The organism is Reyranella soli (assembly GCF_007992495.1).
GTDB classification, from domain to species: Bacteria; Pseudomonadota; Alphaproteobacteria; order Reyranellales; family Reyranellaceae; genus Reyranella; species Reyranella soli.
This window is the reverse complement of the sequence record NZ_BKAJ01000125.1, coordinates 1-22,512: the sequence shown is the minus strand read 5'-3', so window position 1 is coordinate 22,512 and position 22,512 is coordinate 1. Positions and strand designations below refer to the sequence as shown.

Genomic DNA, 22,512 nt, shown 5'->3' with positions numbered 1-22,512 from the left:
ACGTTCGCCGAGCATTTCACACCGGTCCAGGCGTCGCATCGCCCGAGCGCTTCTTGAGATAGAGCTTGTCCGGCAATCTTAGATCGACAACGCCGAATTCGCGCGAGAGCAATTTGTGTTTGTCGTCGAGCTTCACCAGCTGCTGGAGGGCGGCGACCGCATCCTCCTCGGGCAGCCAGATCTCGACGCCGTTGTTGAGCACCAGGTTCCAGCGGCGCTGGCCGACCCACACCGCCGAGCGCAGCTCGCGTGCAACGGCCGGCTCGTAGGCCAGCAGCAGCAGCAGCTCGCCGACATGCTCGGGCGCGCCGGGACCGCCCAGCAGCAGCAGTTTCTCCGCCCCGGGCGGCATGCGGCTGGCGCGCACGGTGCGGCCATCGCGGTCGATCAGGGTGTATTCGTCGCCGTTCTGCCAGATGGCGACGGCGCGGCGCTCGACCAGGGTGACATAGAGCGTGTCGGGCAGGCGGCGCTCGACGGTGGCGCTGGCCACCCAGTCGATCGCCTCCAGCCGCTGGCGCGAGGCCTGCAGATCGATGCCCAGCAGCGAATCGCCCGCCTTGACCCCGAGCGCACCCAAAATGGCGCTGCGTTCAACGTAATCGCGGCCCTCGACCGAGACGTCGACCAGCTTGAAGGGCGTCACGGCGCCAACGATGGCAAGGCCGACCGCGTCCAGCCGATTGCGCGCCTCGACCAGCCAGCCCTCGCGCCACGCCCACCAGCCGCCGGCCCCGCCACTGCCCAGCAGCAGCACGATCAGGCCGAGCAGCAACGGCTGGCGCCAGAACGGACGGCCGATCTTCTTGATCGGCGCACGCTTCTTGCGGCGGTCATAGTCGCGCCGGCGGGGTGCCTCGGTGGGATCGGCCTTCATGCCGGATGCCTCGCATTGTCGACCATCCAGGTCATGAGCTGCGACCACGAGATGCCGGCCCACTTGGCCTGCTCGGGCGCCAGCGACAGCGGCGTCATGCCGGGCTGGGTGTTGATCTCCAGCACCACCAGGCCGCTGGTGTCGGGCTTGGAATCGTCCCAGCGAAAATCGCTGCGCGTCAGGCCGCTGCAGCCCAGGGCCTCGTGCGCCATCAGCGCCCAATCCTTGGCCAGCTCGTAGACCTCGGCCGGAATCGGCGCAGGCACAAGGTGCTCGGTGACGCCGTCGGTGTACTTGGCCTCGTAGTCGTAGAAGCGCGTGCGTGGGCGCAGCTCGGTGACGGCAATCGGCTTGTCGCCCATCACCGCGACCGTGAGCTCACGACCCGGCACGAATTTCTCGACCAGGACGCGATCGCCGAACTTTGCCTCCGCGAGCTCCACCGCCGCGAGATTATCGCCCTCCCGCACGATGTGCACGCCGATGCTGGAACCCTGGTCGATCGGCTTCACGACATAGGGTCGCGGCATGGGATCACCCCAGGCAAGCGACTGACGTTCGATCACCCGGCCTTCGGCGACGCGCATGCCGAGCGACGTGAAGACGTGGCGCGTCATCGGCTTGTCCATGGCGATGGCCGACGGCAGCACGCCGGAATGGGTGTAGGGCACGGCCAGGACTTCCAGCACGCCCTGGATGCAGCCGTCCTCGCCGTATTTGCCGTGCAGGGCGTTGAACACCACGTCCGGGCCGCCGCCGCCCGCTGGCCGCAGGAACTCGATCAGCGCGCGCAGGTCGCGCTTCACGTCGTACTCGATGACCTGATGGCCGCCCTCGCGCAGACCTTCGGCACAGGCCTTGCCGCTCACCAGGGAGACCTCGCGCTCGGGCGACCAGCCGCCCATCAGGACCGCAACTTTCCGGCTCATTGGAACTCTCCGAGGCGGCGGATCTCCCATTCGAGCCGCACGCCGCTCTTGTCGAACACGCGCCGGCGCACCTCCTCGCCCAGCTTCTCGATGTCGGAAGCTGTGGCGGCGCCGGTATTGATCAGGAAGTTGGTGTGCTTCTCCGAGACCTGCGCGCCGCCGACCTTGAGGCCGCGGCAGCCGGCAGCATCGATCAGCTCCCACGCCTTGTGCCCGGGCGGATTGGCGAAGGTCGAGCCGCCGGTGCGGCTGCGCGGTTGGGAATCGGCGCGCGCCCCGTCGATCTCGTTGATGCGGCGCGTGATGGCAAGCTGGTCGCCGGGCGCAGCCCGCAGCCGCGCAGAGGTGAAGATCCAGTCGGCCGGCGCATCGCTGTGCCGATAAGAGAGGCCCAGCTCCTTCGGCGTCACGGTGAAGATCCGGCCGGCGCGATCGACCGCCTGGGCCGAGATCAGCACCTCGGCAAGCTCGCCGCCATAGGCGCCGGCATTGGTCGGGAACGCGCCGCCGACGGTGCCGGGAATGCCGCTCAGGAATTCCAGGCCGGCCAGGGAATGCTCGCGCGCCGTCAGCGCGACATTGAGGTCAGGCGCGCCGGCGCCGGCCACCACCTCGTAGCCTTCGACCGAGATGCCGGTGAAGCCGCGCAGCAGACGGATCACCACGCCCCGGATGCCGCCGTCGCGCACAATGACGTTCGAGCCCACGCCCAGCACCGTGACCGGCATGTCGGCCGGCAGCGCGCCGAGAAACGCCGCGAGGTCCTCGACATCGGCCGGACGGAACAGCACTTCGGCAGGCCCACCGGTCGCGAACCAGGTCTGCTGGCCCAGCGGCGCATCGGCGGTCAGCCGGCCGCGCGGCTTCGGCAGCCGGTCGATCAGGTGAGGACGGGCCTGGAGCGCCATCATGCCGCCGTCCCTGGACCGTGATCGTTGGCGATCGAACGCAGACCGGCCTGCTCGGCGGCGATCTGCTGGAGCTGGCCGGGCAGCGCATGCGCCCAGGCCGTGATGTTGCCGGCGCCGAGGCAGACCACGACATCGCCCGGCCGCGCCATCTGCCAGATCAGGCCGGGAAGATCGCCCGGTCCGCCGAGCGCCGTCACGTCGCGATGGCCGGCGCGCCGCGCCAGGTTCACCAGCATATCGCGGTTCACCCCCTCGATCGGCGCCTCGCCGGCGGCGTAGACATCGGCGATCAGGACGGCATCCGCATCGCCGAAGCAGGTCGCGAAATCGTCGCGCAGGCTGGCGAGCCGGGTGTAGCGGTGCGGCTGCATGACCGCGATCACCCGGCCCGAGCCGCCATAGCTCTGCCGCGCGGCGCGCAAGGTGGCGGCGATCTCGACCGGGTGATGGCCGTAGTCGTCGATGACCGTGATGCCGTGCGCCTCGCCGGTCTTGGTGAAGCGCCGCTTGACGCCGGCGAAGCCCGCCAGCGCGCGGCGGATGGTCTCGTCGGGCAGGCCCATCTCCTGGGCCACGGCGACGGCGGCCAGTGCGTTCTGCACGTTGTGCTGGCCGAACATCGGCAGGCGCAGGTCGACGATGGTGCGCGTCTCGTTGGTGGCGCGGTTCTGCACCATGACGTCGAAGTCGGCGCCGCCGCGGTCGAGCTTGAGGTTGATGGCGCGGATGTCGGCGTTGGCCCCGGTCCCGTAGGTGATGATGCGACGATCGGCGATACGCGGGATCAGCGCCTGCACCTCGGGATGGTCGGCGCACAGCACGGCGAAGCCGTAGAACGGGATGTTCTCGACGAAACGCACGAAGGCGTCTCTCAGCGCGTCGAAGGTGCCGTAGTGGTCGAGATGCTCGGGGTCGACGTTGGTGACGACGGCGATGACGGCCGGCAGGCGCAGGAACGAGCCGTCCGATTCGTCGGACTCCACCACCATCCAGTCGCCGCCACCCAGCCGGGCGTTGGTGCCGTAGGCGTTGATGATGCCGCCGTTGATGACCGTGGGATCGAGCCCGCCGGCATCGAGCATGGCCGCGACCATCGAGGTCGTCGTCGTCTTGCCGTGCGTGCCGCCGATCGCCACCGACCATTTCAAGCGCATCAGCTCGCCCAGCATCTCGGCGCGGCGCACCACCGGCAGCAGGCGCGCGCGGGCGGCCAGCACTTCCGGATTGTCCTTCTTGACGGCGCTCGACACGACCACGACCTGGGCGTGGGCGATGTTGTCGGCGCGATGGCCGATCGCGACCTTGATGCCGATCTCCTGCAGCCGGCGCGTGTTGGCGCCGTCGGCGATGTCGCTGCCCTGCACCTTGTAGCCGAGATTGTGCAGAACCTCGGCGATGCCCGACATGCCGATGCCGCCGATGCCGACGAAGTGGATCAATCCGAGATCGAGCGGCATTGCCCTCATGCGGCGGCTCCTGCAGGCGTGAATGTCTTGGTCATCTCGCCGACCAGATCGGCAAGGCGTGCGGCGGCATCGGGCCGGCCCACGGCATGGGCGGCGGCGGCCATGGCGGTGAGCCGCTGCGGCTCGCCGAACAGTGCCGACAGATGGCCGGCAAGGGCCGGCGCGCTGAACTCGGCGTGCGGCATCACGATGCATGCGCTCGCCGCCTCGAAGGCGCGGGCATTGGCGGTCTGATGATCGTCGGCGGCGTACGGATAAGGCACCAGGATCGACGGCCGGCCGATGGTCGCGAGCTCGGCCACGGTCGAGGCGCCGGCGCGGCCGATCACCAGATGCGCCGCCGCCAGCCGCTGCGGCAGGTCGGTGAAGAACGGCGCCAATTCGACGACCACGCCGCCGCGCGTGTAGCGCTGGCGCACCTTGTCGAAATCCTCCGAGCGGCACTGCTGGACCAGGCGGATGCGGCTGCGCAACGCCTGCGGCAACGAAAGAATCGCCTCAGGCACGACCTGGCTGAACGACGTGGCGCCCTGGCTGCCGCCGAACACCACGAGGTCGATGACGCGACCCTCGCCCGGCGCACGGTAGGGTTGGTCGCGCAGCAGGCGCACAGCCTCGCGTACCGGATTTCCTACCAGGCTGGCGCGGCCGTCGCCGTCGGCGATGAAGCGGGTGGAATCGAACGAGGTGGCGATGCGCTCGACGCCACCCAGCACCATGCGGTTGGCGCGGCCCAGCACGGCGTTCTGCTCGTGCAGCATCGCCGGCAGGCGGCGCAGGCGGGCAGCCACCATGGTCGGCACGGACGCATAGCCGCCGAAGCCGACGACGGCCGACGGACCGATGCGGCCCAACGCCAGCCAAGCGTCGAACAAGCCGAGGCCGAGCGACATCATGGCCTTCAGCCGCTGGCCGAGAGAGCCGCTGGGACTGGCCGAATGGATATAGTGGATCGGCCGGTCCGACAGCGCGCCCTGCCACTGGCGGCCGCGCGCATCGGTGACCAGGGTGAACGGCACGCCGCGCGCCTCGAGCTCACCGGCCAGCGCCTCGGCCGGGAACACGTGCCCGCCGGTTCCGCCTGCAGCCAGGACCACGGGGCGCGCTTCTGCCATCACACCGCCTCCCGCAAGCCGGCATGCTCGCGCGTCAGCGACAGCAGCATGCCAAGGCAGATCGCCATCGCCAGCGCCGAGGAGCCGCCGTAGGAGATGAAAGGCAGGGTCATGCCCTTGGCCGGGATGAGCTGGATGGTCGAGGCCATGTTGATGGCGGCCTGCAGGCCGAACTGCACGGCAAGCCCGGTGGCCGCCAGCGTGATGAACAGGCTGGTCTCCTTCGAGGCGCGCGACATCGAGCGCATGGTGACGAAGGCGAACAGAGACAGGATCATCAGGCAGACGATCAGGCCGAATTCCTCACCCGCGACCGCCATGACGAAGTCGGTATGGGCGTCGGGAAGCTGGGCCTTCACCGTCCCCTCGCCCGGCCCGCGGCCGAACAGCGAGCCGTTCATGAAGGCTTCGAGCGATGTGTTGACCTGGTAGTTGTCGCCCGACGCGGGATCGAGGAAGCGGTCGAAGCGGCTACGCACGTGACTGAAGGTGAAGTAGGCGCCGACCAGCCCGGCAGCACCGCCGATGACGCCGAAGGCCGCAACCCACATCGGCAGGCCGACGACGAAAAGCTGGGCCGCCCAGACCAGCGCCACCACCACGGTCATGCCGAGGTCGGGCTGCATCACCAGCAAGGCGAGCACCCCGCCGACCAGCAGGGTCGAGAGGATGTAGCCTGGCGCCCGCCGTTCGGCGCGGCTTTGCGCCAGCAGCCAGGCCGAGATCACCGCCAGGCTGGGCTTGACGAATTCCGAGGGCTGCACGCTCGACAGGCCGGGCACCGAGATCCAGCGCCGCGCGCCCTTGATCTCGACCCCGATGACGAAGGTGGCGGCCAGCAACAGCACGCTGCCGCAGAACACCAGCAGCGCCAGCCGCCTTATGTGGCGCGGCGAGGCCAGCGAGATCGCCAGCATCAGCGTCAGAGCGATCGGCAGGAAGAAGAACTGGCGCTTGGCGAAGACGAAGGAATCGGCGCCGATGCGCTCGGCGGCGGGCGGCGAGGCGGCGAGCGTCAGCATGACGCCGAAGCCGATGATGGCCAGGATGGCGCCCAGCGACCAGCGGTCGACGGTCCACCACCACTGGCCGATCACGCTGCGGTCGTCACGGGGTACCTGGATCACGCTGCTCTCCCCAAAACCTGCGCACCCGGCAGGGCGCGCGCCATGGCACGGAATGCATCGCCACGATGTTCATAGCTCTTCCACTGGTCCCACGAGGCGCAGGCCGGCGACAGCAGCACCACGGCGTTCCCTTTGGCCTCGCGCTGCGCGCGCTCATGGGCAGCGTCGAGCGCCGACTTCAGGTCACCGCAGCGGCTGTAGGTGATCTTGCCCTCGAGCTGGCCGGCGAACAGCTCTGTCGCCTCGCCGATCAGGAAGGCGTGGCGGATGCGGTCGAACCATGGCGCGAGCGGCGCCACGCCGCCCTCCTTCGCCTGGCCGCCGAGGATCCAGTAGATATCGCGGTAGGACGACAGCGCCCGCGCCGTGGCGTCGGCGTTGGTCGCCTTGCTGTCGTTGACGTAGACCACGGTGCCGACAGAAGCGACCCGCTCCTGGCGATGCGGCAGGCCGGGATAGGTCTTCAGGCCCGCGACGATCTCCTCGCGCGGCACGTTGAGCCAGCGGCAGGCCGCCCAGGCGCAGGCGGCGTTCTGCGCGTTGTGGTCGCCCGGCAGGGTCGGCACGTCGGCGAAATCGACCATGTAGCCGTCGGCATCGATCAGCATGCCTGCGCGGTACGATACCCCGCCGGCGACCGGCATCTCGAGCTTCACCGGCACCGTGGCGATGCCGCGCTGCGCCAGCTTGGCGTAGACGGCGCGCGATGGCTCGTCGTCGATGCCGATCACCGCACAGTCGTGCACCTGCTGGCGAGCGAAGATGTTCTCCTTGGCGGCGACATAGCCTGCCAGGTCGCCATGGCGGTCGATATGGTCGGGCGTGATGTTGAGCCACACCGCGATATAGGCATGGAAAGTCTCCAGCAATTCGAGCTGGTAGGACGACAGCTCCAGCACGTACACGCCGTCGGCGCCGAGTGGCGCGAGGTCGAGCGCGCCGCGGCCGATATTGCCGCCGACCTCGCAGCGCACGCCGGCCGCGGCGAGGATATGGCCGATCAGCGCCGTCGTCGTCGACTTGCCGTTGGTACCGGTAATGGCGACGTACTTCGCCTTGTCCTGGGCGCGCGCCAGCAGCTCGACGTCACAGATGATCTTCCTGCCGGCCGCGCGAGCCGCGGCGGCCACCGGATGCGGCTCGGGGAAGGTGCTGGGAATGCCCGGGCTGATGACCAGTGCGGCGATGCGCGACCAGTCGATGCCCGCAGGGTCGGCGACGTTCAGTCCGGCCGCGACGGCGGCATCGCGCGAGACGGCGTTGTCGTCCCAGCAGATGTAGTCGACGCCGGCCGCCTTCAGGGCGCGTCCCGTCGCCAAGCCGGAGCGCGCCAGCCCCAGCACGACGAAGGAAGAACCTTTCAGGATGCCGAGATCGATCATCCCCTCACCTCAGCTTCAGGGTGGCGAGGCCAGCCATCGCCAGGATGGCGGCGATGATCCAGAAGCGGAAGACGATGGTGGGCTCGGCCCAGCCTTTCTGCTCGAAGTGATGGTGCAGCGGCGCCATGCGGAAGACGCGGCGCCCGGTCCATTTGAAGGACAGGACCTGCACGATCACCGACACGGTCTCGAGCACGAACAGGCCGCCCACGATCGCCAGCACGATCTCGTGCTTGGTGACGACGGCGACGGCGCCCAGTGCGCCGCCGATGGCGAGCGAGCCGGTGTCGCCCATGAAGACCATGGCGGGCGGCGCATTGAACCACAGGAAGCCCAGGCCCGCGCCGATCATTGCCGCCAGCAGCACGGCAAGCTCGCCCGAGCGCGGCACGTGATGGAGATAGAGGTAGTTGGTGAGGATGGTGTTGCCGACGACGTAGGCGATCAGGCCGAACACCGCCGAGGCCATGATCACCGGGCCGATGGCGAGGCCGTCGAGACCGTCGGTGAGGTTGACGGCGTTGGAGGCGCCGACCATCACCACCACGGAGAAGGCGAGGAAGCCGATCAGGCCCAGCGGCAGCAGCACGTCCTTCAGGAACGGCAGCGCCATCATGTAGCGCAGCGACGAAGGCGAGGCCTGGGCGATCAGGTAGGCGGCGATCCCTGCTACCAGGATCGAGATCACGAGCTTGATCTTGCCCGGCACGCCCTTGGGGTTCTTCTTGGTGACCTTGAGATAGTCGTCCCAGAAGCCGACCGCGCCAAAGGCCAGCGTGATGGCAAGCACGATCCAGACGTAGCGATTGGTGAGATCGGCCCACAGCAGCGTCGCCACCGTGAGCGTGATCAGGATCAAGAGCCCACCCATGGTGGGCGTGCCCTTCTTGCTGAGGTGGGTGGCCGGCCCGTCAGTGCGGATGGGCTGACCCTGCGCCTGTTTGCTGCGCAGCCAGCGGATCAGGCTGCCGCCGATCAGGAAGCTCAGCACCAACGCCGTCAGGAACGCCGCAATCGACCGGAACGTCAGGTAACGGAACAGGTTGAACGGGCTGAAGACGTCCGCCAGCGGATAGAGGAGGTTGTAGAACATCTAGTGTCCCGCCTCGCCGCCGCTGGCCGCCAGGATGGCGTCGACGACAATCTTCATTTTCGAACCCAACGAACCCTTCACCGCGATCACATCTCCTGCCTTCACCGCCGCGGCGACTTCGCCTGCCAGCGCAGCCGAATCCGGCCGATGCACGCCGCGCTGCGACGGCGCGAGCTTGTCCCACAACGCCCGCATGTGCGGGCCGCACAGGTAGACCTGCACGGCGCCGCTCGCCGACACCGCATCGGCGAGCGCCGCGTGATAGGCGTCGGCACCCTCGCCCAGTTCGCGCATGTCGCCCAGCGCCAACAGGCGGCGGCCGCCCTTTGCCGGCGCGGTGCGGGCCAGCACGGCCAGCATGGCGCGAACCGACACCGGGTTGCCGTTGTAGCTCTCGTCCAGGAGCTCCACCGTGCCAGTGCCGAACTTGAGCATCCGCCGCGCACCGCGGCCCGGCGAAGCCGAAACCCCGGCGAGCGTGGCGGCCGCCTGCATCACGTCTGCATCGAGTGCCTCGACGACGGCGAGCGCCGCGATGCTGTTCAGCACCCAATGCTCACCGGCCGCGCCAAGCCGATACTCGATGCGCCGGCCATGGATCAAGGCGACAACATCGCTGCCCGAATCCTGCAGGTCGCAGGAGAGAAGCCGGGCGTCCGCGCTCTCGCTGCGGCCGAAGCCGACAATGCGCGACACGCCGAAGTGCCGCGCATGGCCAGCGATGCGCTCATAGTGCCGGCTGTCGCGATTGAGCACGGCCACTGCACCTTGGGCCATGCCGGCGAACAGGCAGGCCTTCTCGTCGGCGATCGCCTCTTCCGAGCCCATGAAGCCGATATGCACCGGCCCGACATTGGTCACGACCCCGACATGGGCCTCGACCTGGCGGGCCAGCGGCTCGATCTCGCCGGGATGGTTCATGCCGATCTCGAACACGCCGTAGCGCGCCTCGCGCGGCAGTCGGGCCAGGCTGATCGGCACGCCGACATGGTTGTTGAACGAGGCGGTGCTGGCCGAGGTCGGTGCCTGGGCCGACAGCATGGCGCGCAGCGCGTCCTTGGTGCTGGTCTTGCCGACCGAGCCTGTGACGCTGGCGATGCGGGCCTTGCTGCGCCGGCGGGCGGCGCGGCCGAGATCGACCAGGGCTTTCATGGTGTCGGGAACACGGATCAAGGTGCCGTCGGCATTCTCGACGTCGCTCGACACGACGGCCGCTGCAGCGCCGCGCTCCATCGCCTCGGTCACGAAGCCGTGCCCGTCGGTCGTCTCGCCTTTCAAGGCGAAGAACAGATCACCTTTGCCGACGGCGCGGCTGTCGAAGGTAACGCCATTGGCTTCGAATGGTGCGACAAGCGTCGCGCCGAGGGCCTGAGCCACTTCATCGGAGGTCCACAGCGCGCTCACGACACCGCCTCGGCGAATTCGCGCGCCACCTCGGCGTCGTCGAAGTGATGCGTGACGCCCTTGATGGTCTGGCCGGTCTCGTGGCCCTTGCCGGCGATCAGCAGCAGGTCGTCCTTGCTCCTGAGCGAGGCCATGCCGCGCTCGATGGCGGCATGCCTGCCGTCGCGCACCTCGATCCAGTTGCGCCGGTCGGCGGGAATGCCGCGCACGATCTCGGCGCGGATCTCCTCGGGCTCTTCGCTGCGCGGATTGTCGTCAGTGACCAGCGTGAGATCGGCGAGGCGCGTGGCGATCTCGCCCATCACCGGCCGCTTGGCGCGATCGCGATCGCCGCCGCAGCCGAACACCACGACCAGCCGGCCGCGGGCGAACGGCCGCAGCGTCGACAGCACGGTCTCGAGCGCCTCGGGCTTGTGGGCATAGTCGACATAGACGTTGGCGCCGGTGCGATGGCGGGCGACGAGCTGCAGGCGGCCCGGCGCGCCGGTCACGCTGCCGAGCGCCTCGACCGAGCGGTCGACATCGCCGCCGGTCGCCACGGCGAGCGCCAGCGCGCCCAGCGCATTGGACGCCTGGAAGCCGCCGACCAGCGGCAGCTCGATGCCATGCAGCTCGCCCAGGATCTCGACCGCCAGATGCTGGCCGGCCGATGTCGCCTGATCCTTGAGCAGGCGGAACTCGCGGCCCTTGGCGCCATAGGTCCAGCAGCGCACGCCGTGGCGCGCTGCGATCGCCATCAGCGCCTGAGCGCGGTCGCTGTCGGCATTGATCACCGCCGTGCCGCTTTCCGGCAGCAGGCTGTCGAACAGCCGTGCCTTGGCCGCGAAGTAGGTCTCCATCGAGGCGTGATAGTCGAGGTGCTCGTGCGTCAGGTTGGTGAAGCAGGCAGCCGACAGGCGAAGGCCGTCGAGCCGGTGCTGGTCGAGACCGTGGCTCGATGCCTCGATGGCGAGGTGGGTGACGCCCTGGCGCGCCAGGATCGCCAGGTCTTCGTGCAGCTGCACCGGGTCCGGCGTGGTGAGGCCGGCTTCGCGCGTCAGGCCGGGCGAGAAGATGCCGAGCGTGCCGACGCTTGCTGCCTTGAAGCCGAGATTCGCCCAGATATGACGCACGAAATGGACGGTCGAGGACTTGCCGTTGGTGCCGGTGACGGCGGCGATGGTAGCGGGCTGCGCGCCGGCGAAGGCGGCCGCCATCAGGGCGACGCGGCGCCGCGGATTGGCGTCGCGCACGACGACGATCGAGGGATCGAGCGGCGGCAGGCTGGCGTCGGGCGCGGCCAGGATCGCGACCGCACCACGCTTCACCGCTTCGGCGACGAAGGCCGTGCCGTCCTGCCGGTTGCCGACGAGAGCGGCGAAAAGGAACCCCGGCCCGACCTTACGTGAATCGAGGGTCAGACCGGAGAGGGCTGGGTCGCGTGGCAACGCGGGGGGCGTGGTCGCCGCGTTGGCACTCTCCCGCATCAGGTCACTCAGCAGCAACGCGACGCACTCCCGTTTGGGGTGCGGCCGCGGCCTGGTTGGGGCCGGGCCGTACCGGCAGAGCCTTACGCTGTTCCTGGGCGCCGCCGCGATGGCGGGCGCTCGCCGGCACGAAGTGCGGCGGCGGCACCGGCGCCGGGACGGGCGTCGACGCGATCTCGATGGGCGGCAGGCCCTGCTTCAGGTCGCCCGGCAGGATGCCGTAGAGCGATGCCATGCCCTCGATGATGACCTTCACCGATGGCGCCGCCACCCAGCCGGCCGTCGCAAAGCCGAACGTATCCTTCGTGCCCTTCGGCTCGTCGATCGACACCAGAATGACGAACTTCGGATCGTTCATCGGGAACGCCCCAACGAACGAGCTGATTAGGGCTTTTTGGCGGTAGCCGCCGCGCGACGGCTTCTCGGCGGTGCCGGTCTTGCCGCCGACCTCGTAGCCCGGCAGGTCGGCGTTCTTGCCGGTGCCCTCGACCGCGTTCAGGCGCAGCAGCTGGCGCATCATCACCGAGGTCTTGGCCTGGATGACGCGCCGGCCGGGATCGCTGGCGGCGTTGCGCTTCACCAGGCTCGGCGAATACAGGGTGCCGCCATTGACCACCGCCGACGCGCCGGTCGCCAGATGCAGCGGCGTCACCGAGATGCCATGCCCGAAGGCGATGGTCATGGTGTTGATCTTCATCCAGTTGCGCGGATAGAGCGGCGCCGCCAGTTCGGTGAGCTGGGTGGTGAGCGGCTTCAGGAAGCCGATCTTGTCGAAGAAGGCCTTCTGGGTCTCGCTGCCCATCTCCACCGCCATCTTGGCCGAGGCGATGTTGGACGAGTACTTGAACAGCTCGGGCACGGTCAGCGGCCGCCGCTGGGCGTGGTCGTCGTTGATGGTGAAGCGGTCGATCTTGATCGGCGAGGTGGCGTCGAACACCGAGTTCAGCGTCACCCTGCCGGTGTCGAGCGCCATCGCCGTGTTGAAGATCTTGAAGGTCGAGCCCTGCTCGTAGACACCCAAGGTGGCGCGGTTGAACAGCGCCTCGTTGGTGATGGTCTTGGCCGAGTTGGGATCGTAGGTCGGCAGCGAGGCCATGGCGAGGATCTCGCCGTTGGTCGCATCCATGACGATGGCGGTGGCGCCGATCGCCGAGAACTTCTCGACCGCGCGGGCGATCTCGCGCTCGATCAGGCGCTGCAGGCGAAGGTCGATGGCGAGCTGCAGCGTCTCGCCGCTCTGCAGCTGCTGGTCGAAGTAGCGCTCGACACCCGCCAGGCCGGCATTGTCGACGCTGGCATAGCCCAGGATGTGCGCCGCCGCCGTGCCCTGCGGATAGATGCGACGCTCCTCGGCCTGGAACTCCAGCCCGGGAATACCGAGACGGTTGACGCGGTCATGCTCGCGCGGGCTGAGGCCGCGCTTGATCCAGACGAAGGTCTTGTCTTCCTCGAGCTTGCCCTTGACGTCCTCGTACTTGAGGTCGGGCAGCGCCGAGACGATCTTCTTGGCCGCATCCGTCGAATCGAGCAGCAAGCGCGGATTGACGAAGGCCGACATCACCGGGATCGAGGTCGCCAGCACCGCACCGTTGCGGTCGACGATGTCGCCACGCTCCGACTGGATCGCGCCGCCGCGGGCGGCGACGCGCTGCGTCGGCTCCGCGCCGTCGCGCAGCAGCGACACGTAGCCCATGCGCAACGCGATGGCGACGAACACCACGGCAAACAGCCCTGATGCGATGACCAGGCGCTGGCGCGCGGTCTCCTGGGCGTCGCCCTTGAGCCGCTCCTGCGGCGATCCGTAACGCGCGCCGGCCGCCGCGTTTGCCGCGGCGGCCGGGTCGGGCGAGGCTCGTTTGCGCCACAGCTTCATCGACGGTCCTTTTCGTTTCTCGAAAGGATCTCATCGATGGAGACCGCGGCGCTCTGGCCATCGCCAACCGGACCCGCTGTTGCCGGCTCTTGGATCATGGCCGGTCGAGGGGGCGTCGTGGGTCCGGTCGAACGCCCTGGAGGGGGTGCGGAGGCCGGCGAGGGGCTGCCGGCCTCCGCTGCGACGCGACCACCACCGGGCAAGCTCGACGAGGGGACGTCGTTGCCCGTTCGTGGGGGGGAAGGGAGTGGTGGATCGCGTCGCGGGGGCTGTGAATCTGCTGGTTTGAGGGAATCGAGCCGTACGACCTGCTTGACCGATACCGGCTCGAGCTTGAGATGCTTGATGGCGAGCTTTTCGATGCGCTCGGCCTCGTTGAGGTGAGCCCATTCGACCCGCAGGATGTGCGTGGCCTGCTGGCTCTCGATGATCTTCTGGTTGGTGCGGTCGATCTTCTCCTCGAGGTCCTGCACCTTGTACTTGACGGTGAAGAGACCGATCGCGGTGGCGACCGCAGCCATCGACCAGAAAACGAGTCCGCGATGGATCATGCGCGGCCTCCAATCTTCTCGGCGACGCGCAGGCGCGCCGAGCGGGCTCGCGGGTTGGCGGCGATCTCGGCGTCCGACGGCAACACGGGCTTGCGCGTGAGATCGCGCAGCTCTGCAGGCTTCGCATCGGCGCGCGGCGGCGCGTGGCGCGACGGGCCCGGCGTGCGGCCGGCGCGGCTGCGCACGAATTCCTTCACGGCGCGGTCTTCCAGCGAATGGAAGGACACCACGGCGAGGCGGCCGCCTGGCGCCAGCACCTGCTCCGCTGCCGCGAGGCCGCGCTCGAGCTCACCCAATTCGTCGTTCACGGCGATGCGCAGCGCCTGGAAGGTGCGGGTCGCGGGGTCGCTCTCGTCGCGGCCCTGCGGGCCGACGGCACGACGCACGATCTCGGCCAGCTCGCCGGTTGTCTCGATGCGCTTCAGCTTACGCGCCTCGACGATGGCGCGGGCGACGCGGCGGCTGCGGCGCTCCTCGCCGTAGCGGAAGATGATGTCGGCGAGCTCGGCTTCGTCAGCTTCGTTCACCAAGTCGGCGGCCGACGATCCGTTCTTCTCCATGCGCATGTCGAGCGGGCCGAACGCGCGGAATGAGAAGCCGCGCTCAGCCTGGTCGAACTGCATGGACGACACGCCGAGATCGAGCGCCACGCCGTCGACGTCCTCGACGCCTTCGGCCGACAGCAGATCGGCCATGTCGCCGAAGCGGCCTTCGATCAGGCGCAGCCGCGGCGCGTAGCGCTCGGCAAGCGCGCGGCCGGCGCCGATGGCGTCAGGATCGCGATCGATGGCGATCACCTGGCAGTCGGCGCGATCGAGCATGGCCGCAGTGTAGCCGCCGGCGCCGAAGGTGCCGTCGACATAGCGGCCGCCGTCGCGCGGCTGCAGCGCATCGACGACCTCGTTCAAGAGGACGGGGATGTGGCGCTCGCTCATGCGTCACCCGCCCCGAGGCCGCGCACGAACGCCGCCATCTTGTCGCGATCGGAATCGCGGCGGGCCTGCCAGCGGCCCGGATTCCACAGCTGGAACTTGTCGCCCTTGCCGACCAGCATCACGCCGTCGGTGACATCGAGCACGCTCGCGAACTCGGCCGGCAGGGAGAAGCGGCCGTCGGGCTCCATGGCGATGGTGCGGGCGGATGCGGACAGGTAGCCCGCCGGATCGAAGGCCTCGTCGTCGAGCGCGACCTTGAGGGCGCCCTTGGGGCCGAGCGCCTCGGCGCGCAACCGATCGAGCATGGCGTCGAAGCCGGCACGCGAGTTGCCGTTTACGACTCCAGCGAGGTTGGGCGAGTGATAGAGCACGAAGGCACCCCGGTCATCGGCAGGCAGTTCGTCGCGAAAAGCAGCGGGCAACAAAACCCGGCCTTTTTTGTCGAGCTTGATCAGGATTTCGGACCGAAACGCCACCGGCCCAGTCCCCCTGCACTCCCCGCGACCGGTGCCCCACGCCTCGGCCTGTTTGACGGGATGCTATGGGATACCATGGGAATTTCAGGGAAGCAATGCAGAAGAGCAAGAATCCACAAGGAATCTGAAGCGGTTAGCTACCAAATCTATTGTCTACCCCTCTCTCTGAACCGCAAGGAATTGAATCGGTCCCAAGTATAGGCTCTCCCAGGTCGTCCCGTCTCCAGATCTTGATTGGATTGGAAATTCCTGCACAAACAATAACTTAAGTCAGCGAAAATCCCAGGTTAATAACTCTAGTTTGTTCGATCGCAATTTCGCTATCGCGACTTCTGGCGCTCCAGAAGGGGCCAGGGGATGGGGCCAGAAGCGTTGCCCATGCCATGGCTTGCGCCGTCCGACGGCGTTGCAAGCAATGCTGTCATCGTGCCCCGGCGGCCCCTTGCAGCCTGAGCCGTCGGGCAGCGACGAAGCATGCTTCGCACTTACTCCATTTTTTCGATTGACAATTAAAAAGACGACCGGTCATATATTTCACATGCCTAGACCAGCCAACCCCGAAACGCGCTCGCGACTCCTGAAAAAGGGGGGCGACCTCGTCAGCAGCCGAGGCTTCAACGCGACCGGCGTGCAGGAGATCACCGCAGCGGCTGGAGTACCGAAGGGCTCGTTTTACAACTACTTCGACAGCAAGGAAGCGTTCGCGGTCGAGGTTCTGAGCGAGTACTGGGACTCGGTTGTCGAGCTCTACGGGTGGATCCTGACAGACGACCGTACATCTCCGTTATCGCGCATTACTCGCTACTTCGCCGGTCTGGCGGATTTCCACGAGCGGCGCCAATACGCGTTCGGATGCCTAATCGGAAATATGGCCCTGGAAGTCACGCCTTCGAGCGAGGAGGTGCGCGCCAAGTTGGCCACGATCTATCGGGAATGGTCGACGTCCCTCACCGATTGTCTGCGCGAGGCGCAGGTCCGCAAGGAACTCGCGCCGGGCAGAGACGCCAGCCAGCTTGCCGCCGCACTGATCGATACATTTGAAGGAGCGGTCATGCGGGCGAAGGTCGAACGCAGCAGGGCGCCGTTCGACAGCTTCGAGCGATGCGTGTTGCCGTGCCTCCTCGCCTGACCATTTGTCTAATTAATAGACGACTGGTCGTGTATTATTTCCGGCCACTCGCTGGCCCCTCGTAAGGAGGGAGCTGCGAAGGCCACCGCCATCACCCGCTGGAGGGCCGCACCAGCGAGCGATCGATCTCAACCGCGGCGGATGGAAGGAGACACGACATGACAACGAAGAAGCCCACGATTGTGTTCTGCCACGGCATCTGGGCCGACGGCTCGTGCTTCAGCAAGGTGATCCCGGCACTGCAGGCGGATGGTCACGAGGTCATCGCAGTGCAGTACAGCCTCGAGTCCTACGAGGAGGATCTGGCCACCGTGAAGCGCACGCTCAACCGCGTCGGCAGTCCGGTACTGCTCGTCGGCCACTCTTACGGCGGCGCTACCATCACCGGCGCGGGCATGGACGATCGCGTCGCCGGCCTCGTCTACATCGCGGCGGTCGCGCCCGACGCGGGCGAGACCGTACAGGACCAGCTCAACAAGTACCCGTCGGACATCTTCAGCTGCGTCGAGGTCGCCGACAACCTGGCCTGGATGCTCCCCTCCGGCACCAAATTCTTCGCGGGCGACCTGCCGGAAGCCGAGCAGAAGCTGGTGTGGGCGACGCTCTTCCCCCCGAATGTCGACCTGTTCAATGAGCAGAAGCTCACCGCCGACCAGGTCGCGTGGCGGAGCAAGCCGAGCTGGTACGTGCTTGCCACCAGGGACCATACCGTCCACCCCGACCTGCAGCGCTGGGTCTCGAGCCGCATGGGCGCCAAGGTCACCGAAGTCGCCAGCAGCCACGTGCCGATGCTTTCCCAGCCCGACGTCGTCATCGGCGTGATCCGAGAGGCTGCAGCGGCGGTCCAGAACGGCTGAACCACTTTCAGTGCCTGCCCTTCACTTGAAGAGACCACCGTCAGGTGGTCTCTTTTGCACGGCCTGAGGAGCAGGTCAGACGGCCTGTAAGCCGGGTTCTGTCCTCGCCTTGCGGCGATGGATGGCCATTCCTCTGGGACGCCCGTTACCGAGCGCCTCGCGCGACCGACCCGGGCGGCGACGCGGAAACACCGCTGCCGGTTGCCCGGCGTGCCGCCCCTATTTGGTCTTGCTCCCGGTGGGGTTTGCCATGCCGCTTCCGTTGCCGGTCGCGCGGTGGGCTCTTACCCCACCGTTTCACCCTTGCCTGGCGAGCGAGCCCGCCCGGCGGTCTGTTCTCTGTGGCACTTTCCCTGGGGTCGCCCCCGCCGGCCGTTAGCCGGCACCGTGTCTCCGTGGAGCCCGGACTTTCCTCACCAAGCGGTTGCCCGCCCAGTGCAGCCATCCAGCCGTCTGACCTGAGGCGCTTAGCTAGGCTTGGTGCCTCACCTGGTCAAGCAGGTCGGCCAGCAGGGCGCGGGTCTCGAGATCGTCTGCTCCGTCGGCCTTGGACGGTCGAAAGCGGCGCTGAAACGAGGCGATGATATCATCTGTCGTCACCTCGACGGCGGGTGGATAGCCGAAGCGCTGCAGGGCCACCTGCATGTCGCCGTCGATCGGCTTCGCGCCGGCACACGGCCACAGGCCGATGCCGCCCGACGCCAGCGTCGCCCAGGGGAAGCGCAGTCCTGGATCGACCTTGCGTTTGGGCGCGATGTCGGAATGGCCGACCACGTTGCGCGGCACAATGGCGGGATGGCGGCCGATGATCTCGCGGCAGAGCGCGATCAGCGCCGCGATCTGCGCATCGGGATAGTCGTGTCGATCGCCATGCAGGTTGACGATCTCGATGCCGATCGACGTGCCATTGAGGGCATCGCGACCGCGCCAGTGCGAGCGGCCGGCGTGCCAGGCGATGCGATCTTCGGGCACCAATCGATACGCGGTGCCGTCCTCTGCCAGGACGTAGTGTGCGCTGACGCGGTTGGGCCGCTTGTCGTCACGCAGGACCTTCAGCGATTCGTCGAGCGGCAATTCAGTGTAGTGCAGCACCAGGACGTCGACCGCCGACTGGCGCGCCGCATGATTGGGCGACGGAAGCTCGATCACGCAGGCCATATCACGCAGGGACGAGGCCGCGCTCGCGCCGCAGCCGGTCGTAGGCGTCGTTGATCAGGGCGAGCTTGCGGGTGGCGATGGCGATGGCCTCCTCGGGCAGGCCCTGCGCCATCAGCCGGTCGGGATGGTTGGCCTTGACCTGGCGCAGCCAGGCATCGCGGATCTGCTCGTCGGTCGCCAGCGGATCGATGCCCAGGATGATGCAGGGCTCGCATTCGACAACACCCAGCGCCGCCGCCTTGGCGCGCTCGTAGCGCGCGCTGCTTAGGCCGAAGAGGCGCGAGACCTCCAGCAGGTAGTCGGCCTCCGCGAGGTCGATCGGGCCGTCCGCCTTGGCGATGCCGAACAGACCTTCGAGCACGTTCTCCAGGATCTCAGGCGCATCGGGAAACAGCGCCGCAAGCTGACGCGCATAGGTCTCGTAACCAGCAACATCGCGCTTGGCGAGATTGAAGAAGCGCTCGACGTTGCGCTCCTCGCCCGGCGGCACCTGGAAGAAATCGCGAAAGGCCGCGGCCTCGGCCTCGGAGACCTCGCCGTCGACGCTTGCCATCTTGGCGCCGAGCGCGATCACGCCGATGGTGAAGGCGATCTGGCGCAGGCCGGGATGCGCGCCGTCGTCGGCCGGCGGCGACGTGACACCGAGCAGGGAGCCGAACGATTCGCCGTTGGCGAGCCGCGTCACACCCTCGACGATCTTGTCCCAGATCTTCATGCCGCTCCGCTACGCGTTCCCGCTCACAGGATCAAGGAGCCGATCGCCACGCCAACCAGCAGGACAAGCGCGAGGCGTCGGTAAAAACCCTCGGTGGCCAGGGGAAACAACTTTGTCCCCAACACGCCGCCCAGCATGACGGCCGGGGCCATGACCAGGCCGAGCCCGACCGTGTCCCAGTCGACCAGGCCGCGGCCAACGAAGGCTGCCATGGCAACAAGATCGACGAACACGAAATAGGTCGTGAGGTTGGCACGCACGCGCGTCACGGTTTCGTCACCTGCGAGGTAATAGAAAGCGATCGGCGGACCGGCCATGCCGGCAAGGCCGTTGAGAAAGCCGCTGATGACACCCGCGGCCAACGTCGTCGCCGGCCGCGGCTGGCCGGCGAAGCGCCAGCCGCTTGCCAGCAAGGCAACCGCGCCCAGCACGATCGCCGAGATCGCCCAGCGCATCGGCTCGGGGGCGGCCAGCGTCAGCACGAGATTGCCGACGGGAACGCCCACGGCGGCCGCCACCAGCAGCAGGCCGATGCGACGCCAATCGACCAGGCTGACGACGCCCGGAACCACCGGCAGGGCAACGGCGATCTCCAGGAACAGGCAAAGGGCCACGCCGACAGCCGGGCCGTAGAACGCCGAAAAGATGGGAGTCATGATCATCGCGGCGCCAAACCCCGCGAATCCCCTCACCATGCCTGCAATGCAGGCCACGGCGACGCAGACCAGGAAGGGAAGAGCAAGCAAGTCCGGCATCGGGCCTAGCTCATCCCGATGTCAGGGAATGGCAGCATCCCGCAAGCTGTAGCATTGCCGGTGCACAGGCCGAGCATCATATAATGCAGGCCATGGCCTCAAAGAATCTCGCGGTTTCAACCGTCCCGCTCCATATGCCGTACATCCAGCGGCGGCCGGAGCTCGTCGGCGGCAAGCCCTTCAAGCTGGTGTCGGACTACACGCCGGCGGGCGACCAGCCGGAGGCGATTCGCCAGCTCATCGCCGGCGTGACGGAAGGCGAGCGCGACCAGGTGCTGCTGGGCGTCACCGGCTCGGGCAAGACCTTCACCATGGCCAACGTCATCGCCTCGCAGGGCCGGCCGTCGCTGGTGCTGGCGCCCAACAAGACGTTGGCCGCCCAGCTCTACGGCGAGATGAAGGGCTTCTTCCCGGACAACGCGGTCGAGTACTTCGTATCGTACTACGACTACTATCAGCCCGAAGCCTACGTGCCGCGCACCGACACCTTCATCGAGAAGGATTCGTCGATCAACGAGCAGATCGACCGCATGCGCCACTCGGCGACGCGCGCCCTGATGGAACGCGACGACGTGATCATCGTCGCCTCGGTGTCGTGCATCTACGGCATCGGCCCGCTCGAGAACTACCAGACCATGACCTTCCGGCTGCACAAGGGCCAGAAGATCGACCGCACCAGCCTGCTGCGCCGCTTCGTCGAGCAGCAGTACAAGCGCAACGACAATGCCTTCCAGCGCGGCACCTTCCGCGTGCGCGGCGACACGGTCGACCTGTTCCCCGCCCATTACGAGGACAAGGCCTGGCGCATGGAGATGTTCGGCGACGAGATCGAATCGATCGTCGAGTTCGATCCGCTGACCGGCGAGAAGACGGCGACGCTGTCGGACATCGTGGTCTACGCCAACAGCCACTATGTGACGCCGCGGCCGACGATGCAGAAGGCGATCGAGCAGATAAAGACCGACCTCAAGCAGCGGCTCGACGAATTCAACCGCGCCGGCCGGCTGCTCGAGGCGCAGCGGCTGGAGCAGCGCACGCTGTTCGACATCGAGATGCTGGAGACGACCGGCGCCTGCGCCGGCATCGAGAACTATTCGCGCTATCTCACCGGCCGCAAGCCGGGCGAGCCGCCGCCCACGCTGTTCGAGTATTTCCCCGAGAATTCTCTGCTGATCGTCGACGAGAGCCACGTCACGGTGCCGCAGATCGGCGGCATGTTCCGCGGCGACTTCAACCGCAAGAGCGTGCTGGCCGAGTTCGGCTTCCGCCTGCCCTCGGCGATCGATAACCGGCCGCTCAAGTTCGAGGAATGGGAAACGCTGCGGCCGCAGACGACGTTCGTCAGCGCCACCCCCGGCCCGTGGGAGATGGAGCGCACCCAGGGCGCGTTCATCGAGCAGGTGATCCGCCCGACCGGCCTGATCGACCCGACGGTGATCATCCGGCCGGTCGAGAAGCAGGTCGACGACCTGATCGCCGAATGCCGCGACTGCGCCAAGAAGGGCCAGCGCGTGCTGGTTACGGTGCTGACCAAGCGCATGGCCGAGGACCTGGTCGAGTACATGCACGAGGCCGGCATTCGCTGCCGCTACCTGCATTCGGACATCGACACGCTGGAGCGCATCGAGATCATCCGCGATCTCAGGCTGGGCGCGTTCGACGTGCTGGTCGGCATCAACCTGTTGCGCGAGGGCCTCGACATTCCCGAATGCGCGCTGGTGGCGATCCTCGACGCCGACAAGGAGGGCTTCCTGCGTTCGCCGACCTCGCTGGTCCAGACGATCGGCCGCGCCGCCCGCAACGTCGACGGGCGGGTCATCCTCTACGCCGACCACATGACCGATTCGATCAAGTACGCCATGGCCGAGACCGATCGGCGGCGCGCCAAACAGGTCGCCTACAATGAGGCACACGGCATCACGCCGGCCTCGATCAAGAAGAACATCGCCGAGATCCTGCAGTCGACCGCAGAGCGCGACCACTACACGGTCGATACCGGCGTGTCCGGCGACGTGCACCTGGTCGGCCACAACCTGCGCACCCACATCGCCGAGCTGGAGAAGCGCATGCGCGACGCCGCCGCCAACCTCGAGTTCGAGGAGGCCGCCCGCATCCGCGACGAGATCCGGCGGCTCGAGGCCCACGAGCTGGAGCTGCCGGGCCAGGCCGCCAGCGCCAATGTCGGCGTGCATCTCGGCAAGATGCAGCACAGCCGCGTCTTCCGCGGCGTGCGCACCGGCTCGGGCGGACGCGGCAAGCAGGCCCGGCGCAGCGGGCGGTAATCTTCTGGACC

General features: G+C 67.6%; 18 protein-coding genes, 1 other RNA gene and 2 pseudogenes. 3 read left to right on the top strand and 18 right to left on the bottom strand.

What is annotated here, in order from left to right:
• Window positions 1–16 precede the first annotated feature (16 nt).
• From RSO01_RS32090 to RSO01_RS32025, 14 genes and pseudogenes are all read right to left on the bottom strand, one after another.
• Window positions 17–877, bottom strand: coding sequence for a cell division protein FtsQ/DivIB (locus RSO01_RS32090; protein ID WP_147154641.1), 861 nt, complete (start codon window positions 875–877; stop codon window positions 17–19).
• Window positions 874–1,806: a D-alanine--D-alanine ligase gene (locus RSO01_RS32085; protein ID WP_147154640.1), complete on the bottom strand. Its 933-nt coding sequence runs from the start codon at window positions 1,804–1,806 to the stop codon at window positions 874–876. Before RSO01_RS32085 ends, RSO01_RS32090 begins: the two co-directional genes overlap by 4 nt.
• The gene (murB, locus tag RSO01_RS32080; RefSeq protein ID WP_147154639.1) at window positions 1,803–2,717 is read right to left on the bottom strand and encodes a UDP-N-acetylmuramate dehydrogenase; all 915 of its coding nucleotides are present in this window, start codon (window positions 2,715–2,717) and stop codon (window positions 1,803–1,805) included. The genes RSO01_RS32085 and murB overlap by 4 nt, the downstream gene beginning before the upstream one ends.
• Window positions 2,714–4,183, bottom strand: a complete 1,470-nt coding sequence (murC, locus tag RSO01_RS32075) for a UDP-N-acetylmuramate--L-alanine ligase (RefSeq protein ID WP_147154638.1) — start codon at window positions 4,181–4,183, stop codon at window positions 2,714–2,716. Before murC ends, murB begins: the two co-directional genes overlap by 4 nt.
• Window positions 4,180–5,298, bottom strand: coding sequence for an undecaprenyldiphospho-muramoylpentapeptide beta-N-acetylglucosaminyltransferase (gene murG / locus RSO01_RS32070; protein WP_147154637.1), 1,119 nt, complete (start codon window positions 5,296–5,298; stop codon window positions 4,180–4,182). Before murG ends, murC begins: the two co-directional genes overlap by 4 nt.
• A complete protein-coding gene (locus RSO01_RS32065) occupies window positions 5,298–6,425 on the bottom strand; it encodes an FtsW/RodA/SpoVE family cell cycle protein (RefSeq protein ID WP_147154636.1) in 1,128 nt (375 codons plus the stop codon). The genes murG and RSO01_RS32065 overlap by 1 nt, the downstream gene beginning before the upstream one ends.
• Complete coding sequence (gene murD, locus RSO01_RS32060) at window positions 6,422–7,807, bottom strand: UDP-N-acetylmuramoyl-L-alanine--D-glutamate ligase (protein WP_147154635.1); 1,386 nt, start codon at window positions 7,805–7,807, stop codon at window positions 6,422–6,424. Before murD ends, RSO01_RS32065 begins: the two co-directional genes overlap by 4 nt.
• A gap of 4 nt (window positions 7,808–7,811) precedes the next feature.
• Window positions 7,812–8,900, bottom strand: a complete 1,089-nt coding sequence (gene mraY / locus RSO01_RS32055; protein ID WP_147154634.1) for a phospho-N-acetylmuramoyl-pentapeptide-transferase — start codon at window positions 8,898–8,900, stop codon at window positions 7,812–7,814.
• Window positions 8,901–10,304 carry a UDP-N-acetylmuramoyl-tripeptide--D-alanyl-D-alanine ligase gene (locus RSO01_RS32050; RefSeq protein WP_147154633.1) on the bottom strand — a complete coding sequence of 468 codons (1,404 nt, stop codon included), beginning with the start codon at window positions 10,302–10,304 and terminating at the stop codon, window positions 8,901–8,903.
• Complete coding sequence (locus RSO01_RS32045; RefSeq protein WP_147154649.1) at window positions 10,301–11,770, bottom strand: UDP-N-acetylmuramoyl-L-alanyl-D-glutamate--2,6-diaminopimelate ligase; 1,470 nt, start codon at window positions 11,768–11,770, stop codon at window positions 10,301–10,303. Before RSO01_RS32045 ends, RSO01_RS32050 begins: the two co-directional genes overlap by 4 nt.
• 4 nt (window positions 11,771–11,774) lie before the next feature.
• Complete coding sequence (locus RSO01_RS32040) at window positions 11,775–13,643, bottom strand: peptidoglycan D,D-transpeptidase FtsI family protein (protein ID WP_147154632.1); 1,869 nt, start codon at window positions 13,641–13,643, stop codon at window positions 11,775–11,777.
• Window positions 13,640–14,194: a cell division protein FtsL gene (ftsL, locus tag RSO01_RS32035; RefSeq protein WP_147154631.1), complete on the bottom strand. Its 555-nt coding sequence runs from the start codon at window positions 14,192–14,194 to the stop codon at window positions 13,640–13,642. Before ftsL ends, RSO01_RS32040 begins: the two co-directional genes overlap by 4 nt.
• 14 nt (window positions 14,195–14,208) lie before the next feature.
• Window positions 14,209–15,129 (bottom strand): annotated as a pseudogene (rsmH, locus tag RSO01_RS32030) (16S rRNA (cytosine(1402)-N(4))-methyltransferase RsmH); the annotation flags it as partial.
• Window positions 15,126–15,605, bottom strand: coding sequence for a division/cell wall cluster transcriptional repressor MraZ (locus RSO01_RS32025; RefSeq protein ID WP_147154629.1), 480 nt, complete (start codon window positions 15,603–15,605; stop codon window positions 15,126–15,128). The gene RSO01_RS32025 and the pseudogene rsmH, both read right to left, overlap by 4 nt.
• 538 nt (window positions 15,606–16,143) lie before the next feature.
• Between RSO01_RS32025 and RSO01_RS32020 the strand changes: the two genes are divergently transcribed.
• Window positions 16,144–16,734 (top strand): TetR/AcrR family transcriptional regulator, encoded by a 591-nt coding sequence (locus RSO01_RS32020; protein WP_147154628.1) that lies wholly within the window; start codon window positions 16,144–16,146, stop codon window positions 16,732–16,734.
• A 158-nt stretch (window positions 16,735–16,892) separates the two neighbouring features.
• Window positions 16,893–17,591 carry an alpha/beta fold hydrolase gene (locus RSO01_RS32015; protein ID WP_147154627.1) on the top strand — a complete coding sequence of 233 codons (699 nt, stop codon included), beginning with the start codon at window positions 16,893–16,895 and terminating at the stop codon, window positions 17,589–17,591.
• A gap of 71 nt (window positions 17,592–17,662) precedes the next feature.
• Here the strand turns inward: RSO01_RS32015 and rnpB are convergent.
• The 4 genes from rnpB to RSO01_RS31995 form a co-directional block, all read right to left on the bottom strand.
• Window positions 17,663–18,048, bottom strand: an RNA gene (gene rnpB, locus RSO01_RS32010) — RNase P RNA component class A.
• Window positions 18,049–18,062: 14 nt separating this feature from the next.
• On the bottom strand, window positions 18,063–18,740 hold the full coding sequence (locus RSO01_RS32005; protein WP_246158967.1) for an N-acetylmuramoyl-L-alanine amidase: 678 nt from the start codon (window positions 18,738–18,740) through the stop codon (window positions 18,063–18,065).
• Between the two features lie 10 nt (window positions 18,741–18,750).
• Complete coding sequence (locus RSO01_RS32000; protein ID WP_147154625.1) at window positions 18,751–19,464, bottom strand: TerB family tellurite resistance protein; 714 nt, start codon at window positions 19,462–19,464, stop codon at window positions 18,751–18,753.
• A 23-nt stretch (window positions 19,465–19,487) separates the two neighbouring features.
• Complete coding sequence (locus RSO01_RS31995; protein WP_147154624.1) at window positions 19,488–20,219, bottom strand: sulfite exporter TauE/SafE family protein; 732 nt, start codon at window positions 20,217–20,219, stop codon at window positions 19,488–19,490.
• Between RSO01_RS31995 and uvrB the strand changes: the two are divergent.
• Window positions 20,110–22,501: pseudogene (uvrB, locus tag RSO01_RS31990) on the top strand (excinuclease ABC subunit UvrB). The gene RSO01_RS31995 and the pseudogene uvrB sit on opposite strands and share 110 nt — an antisense overlap.
• Window positions 22,502–22,512 lie beyond the last annotated feature (11 nt).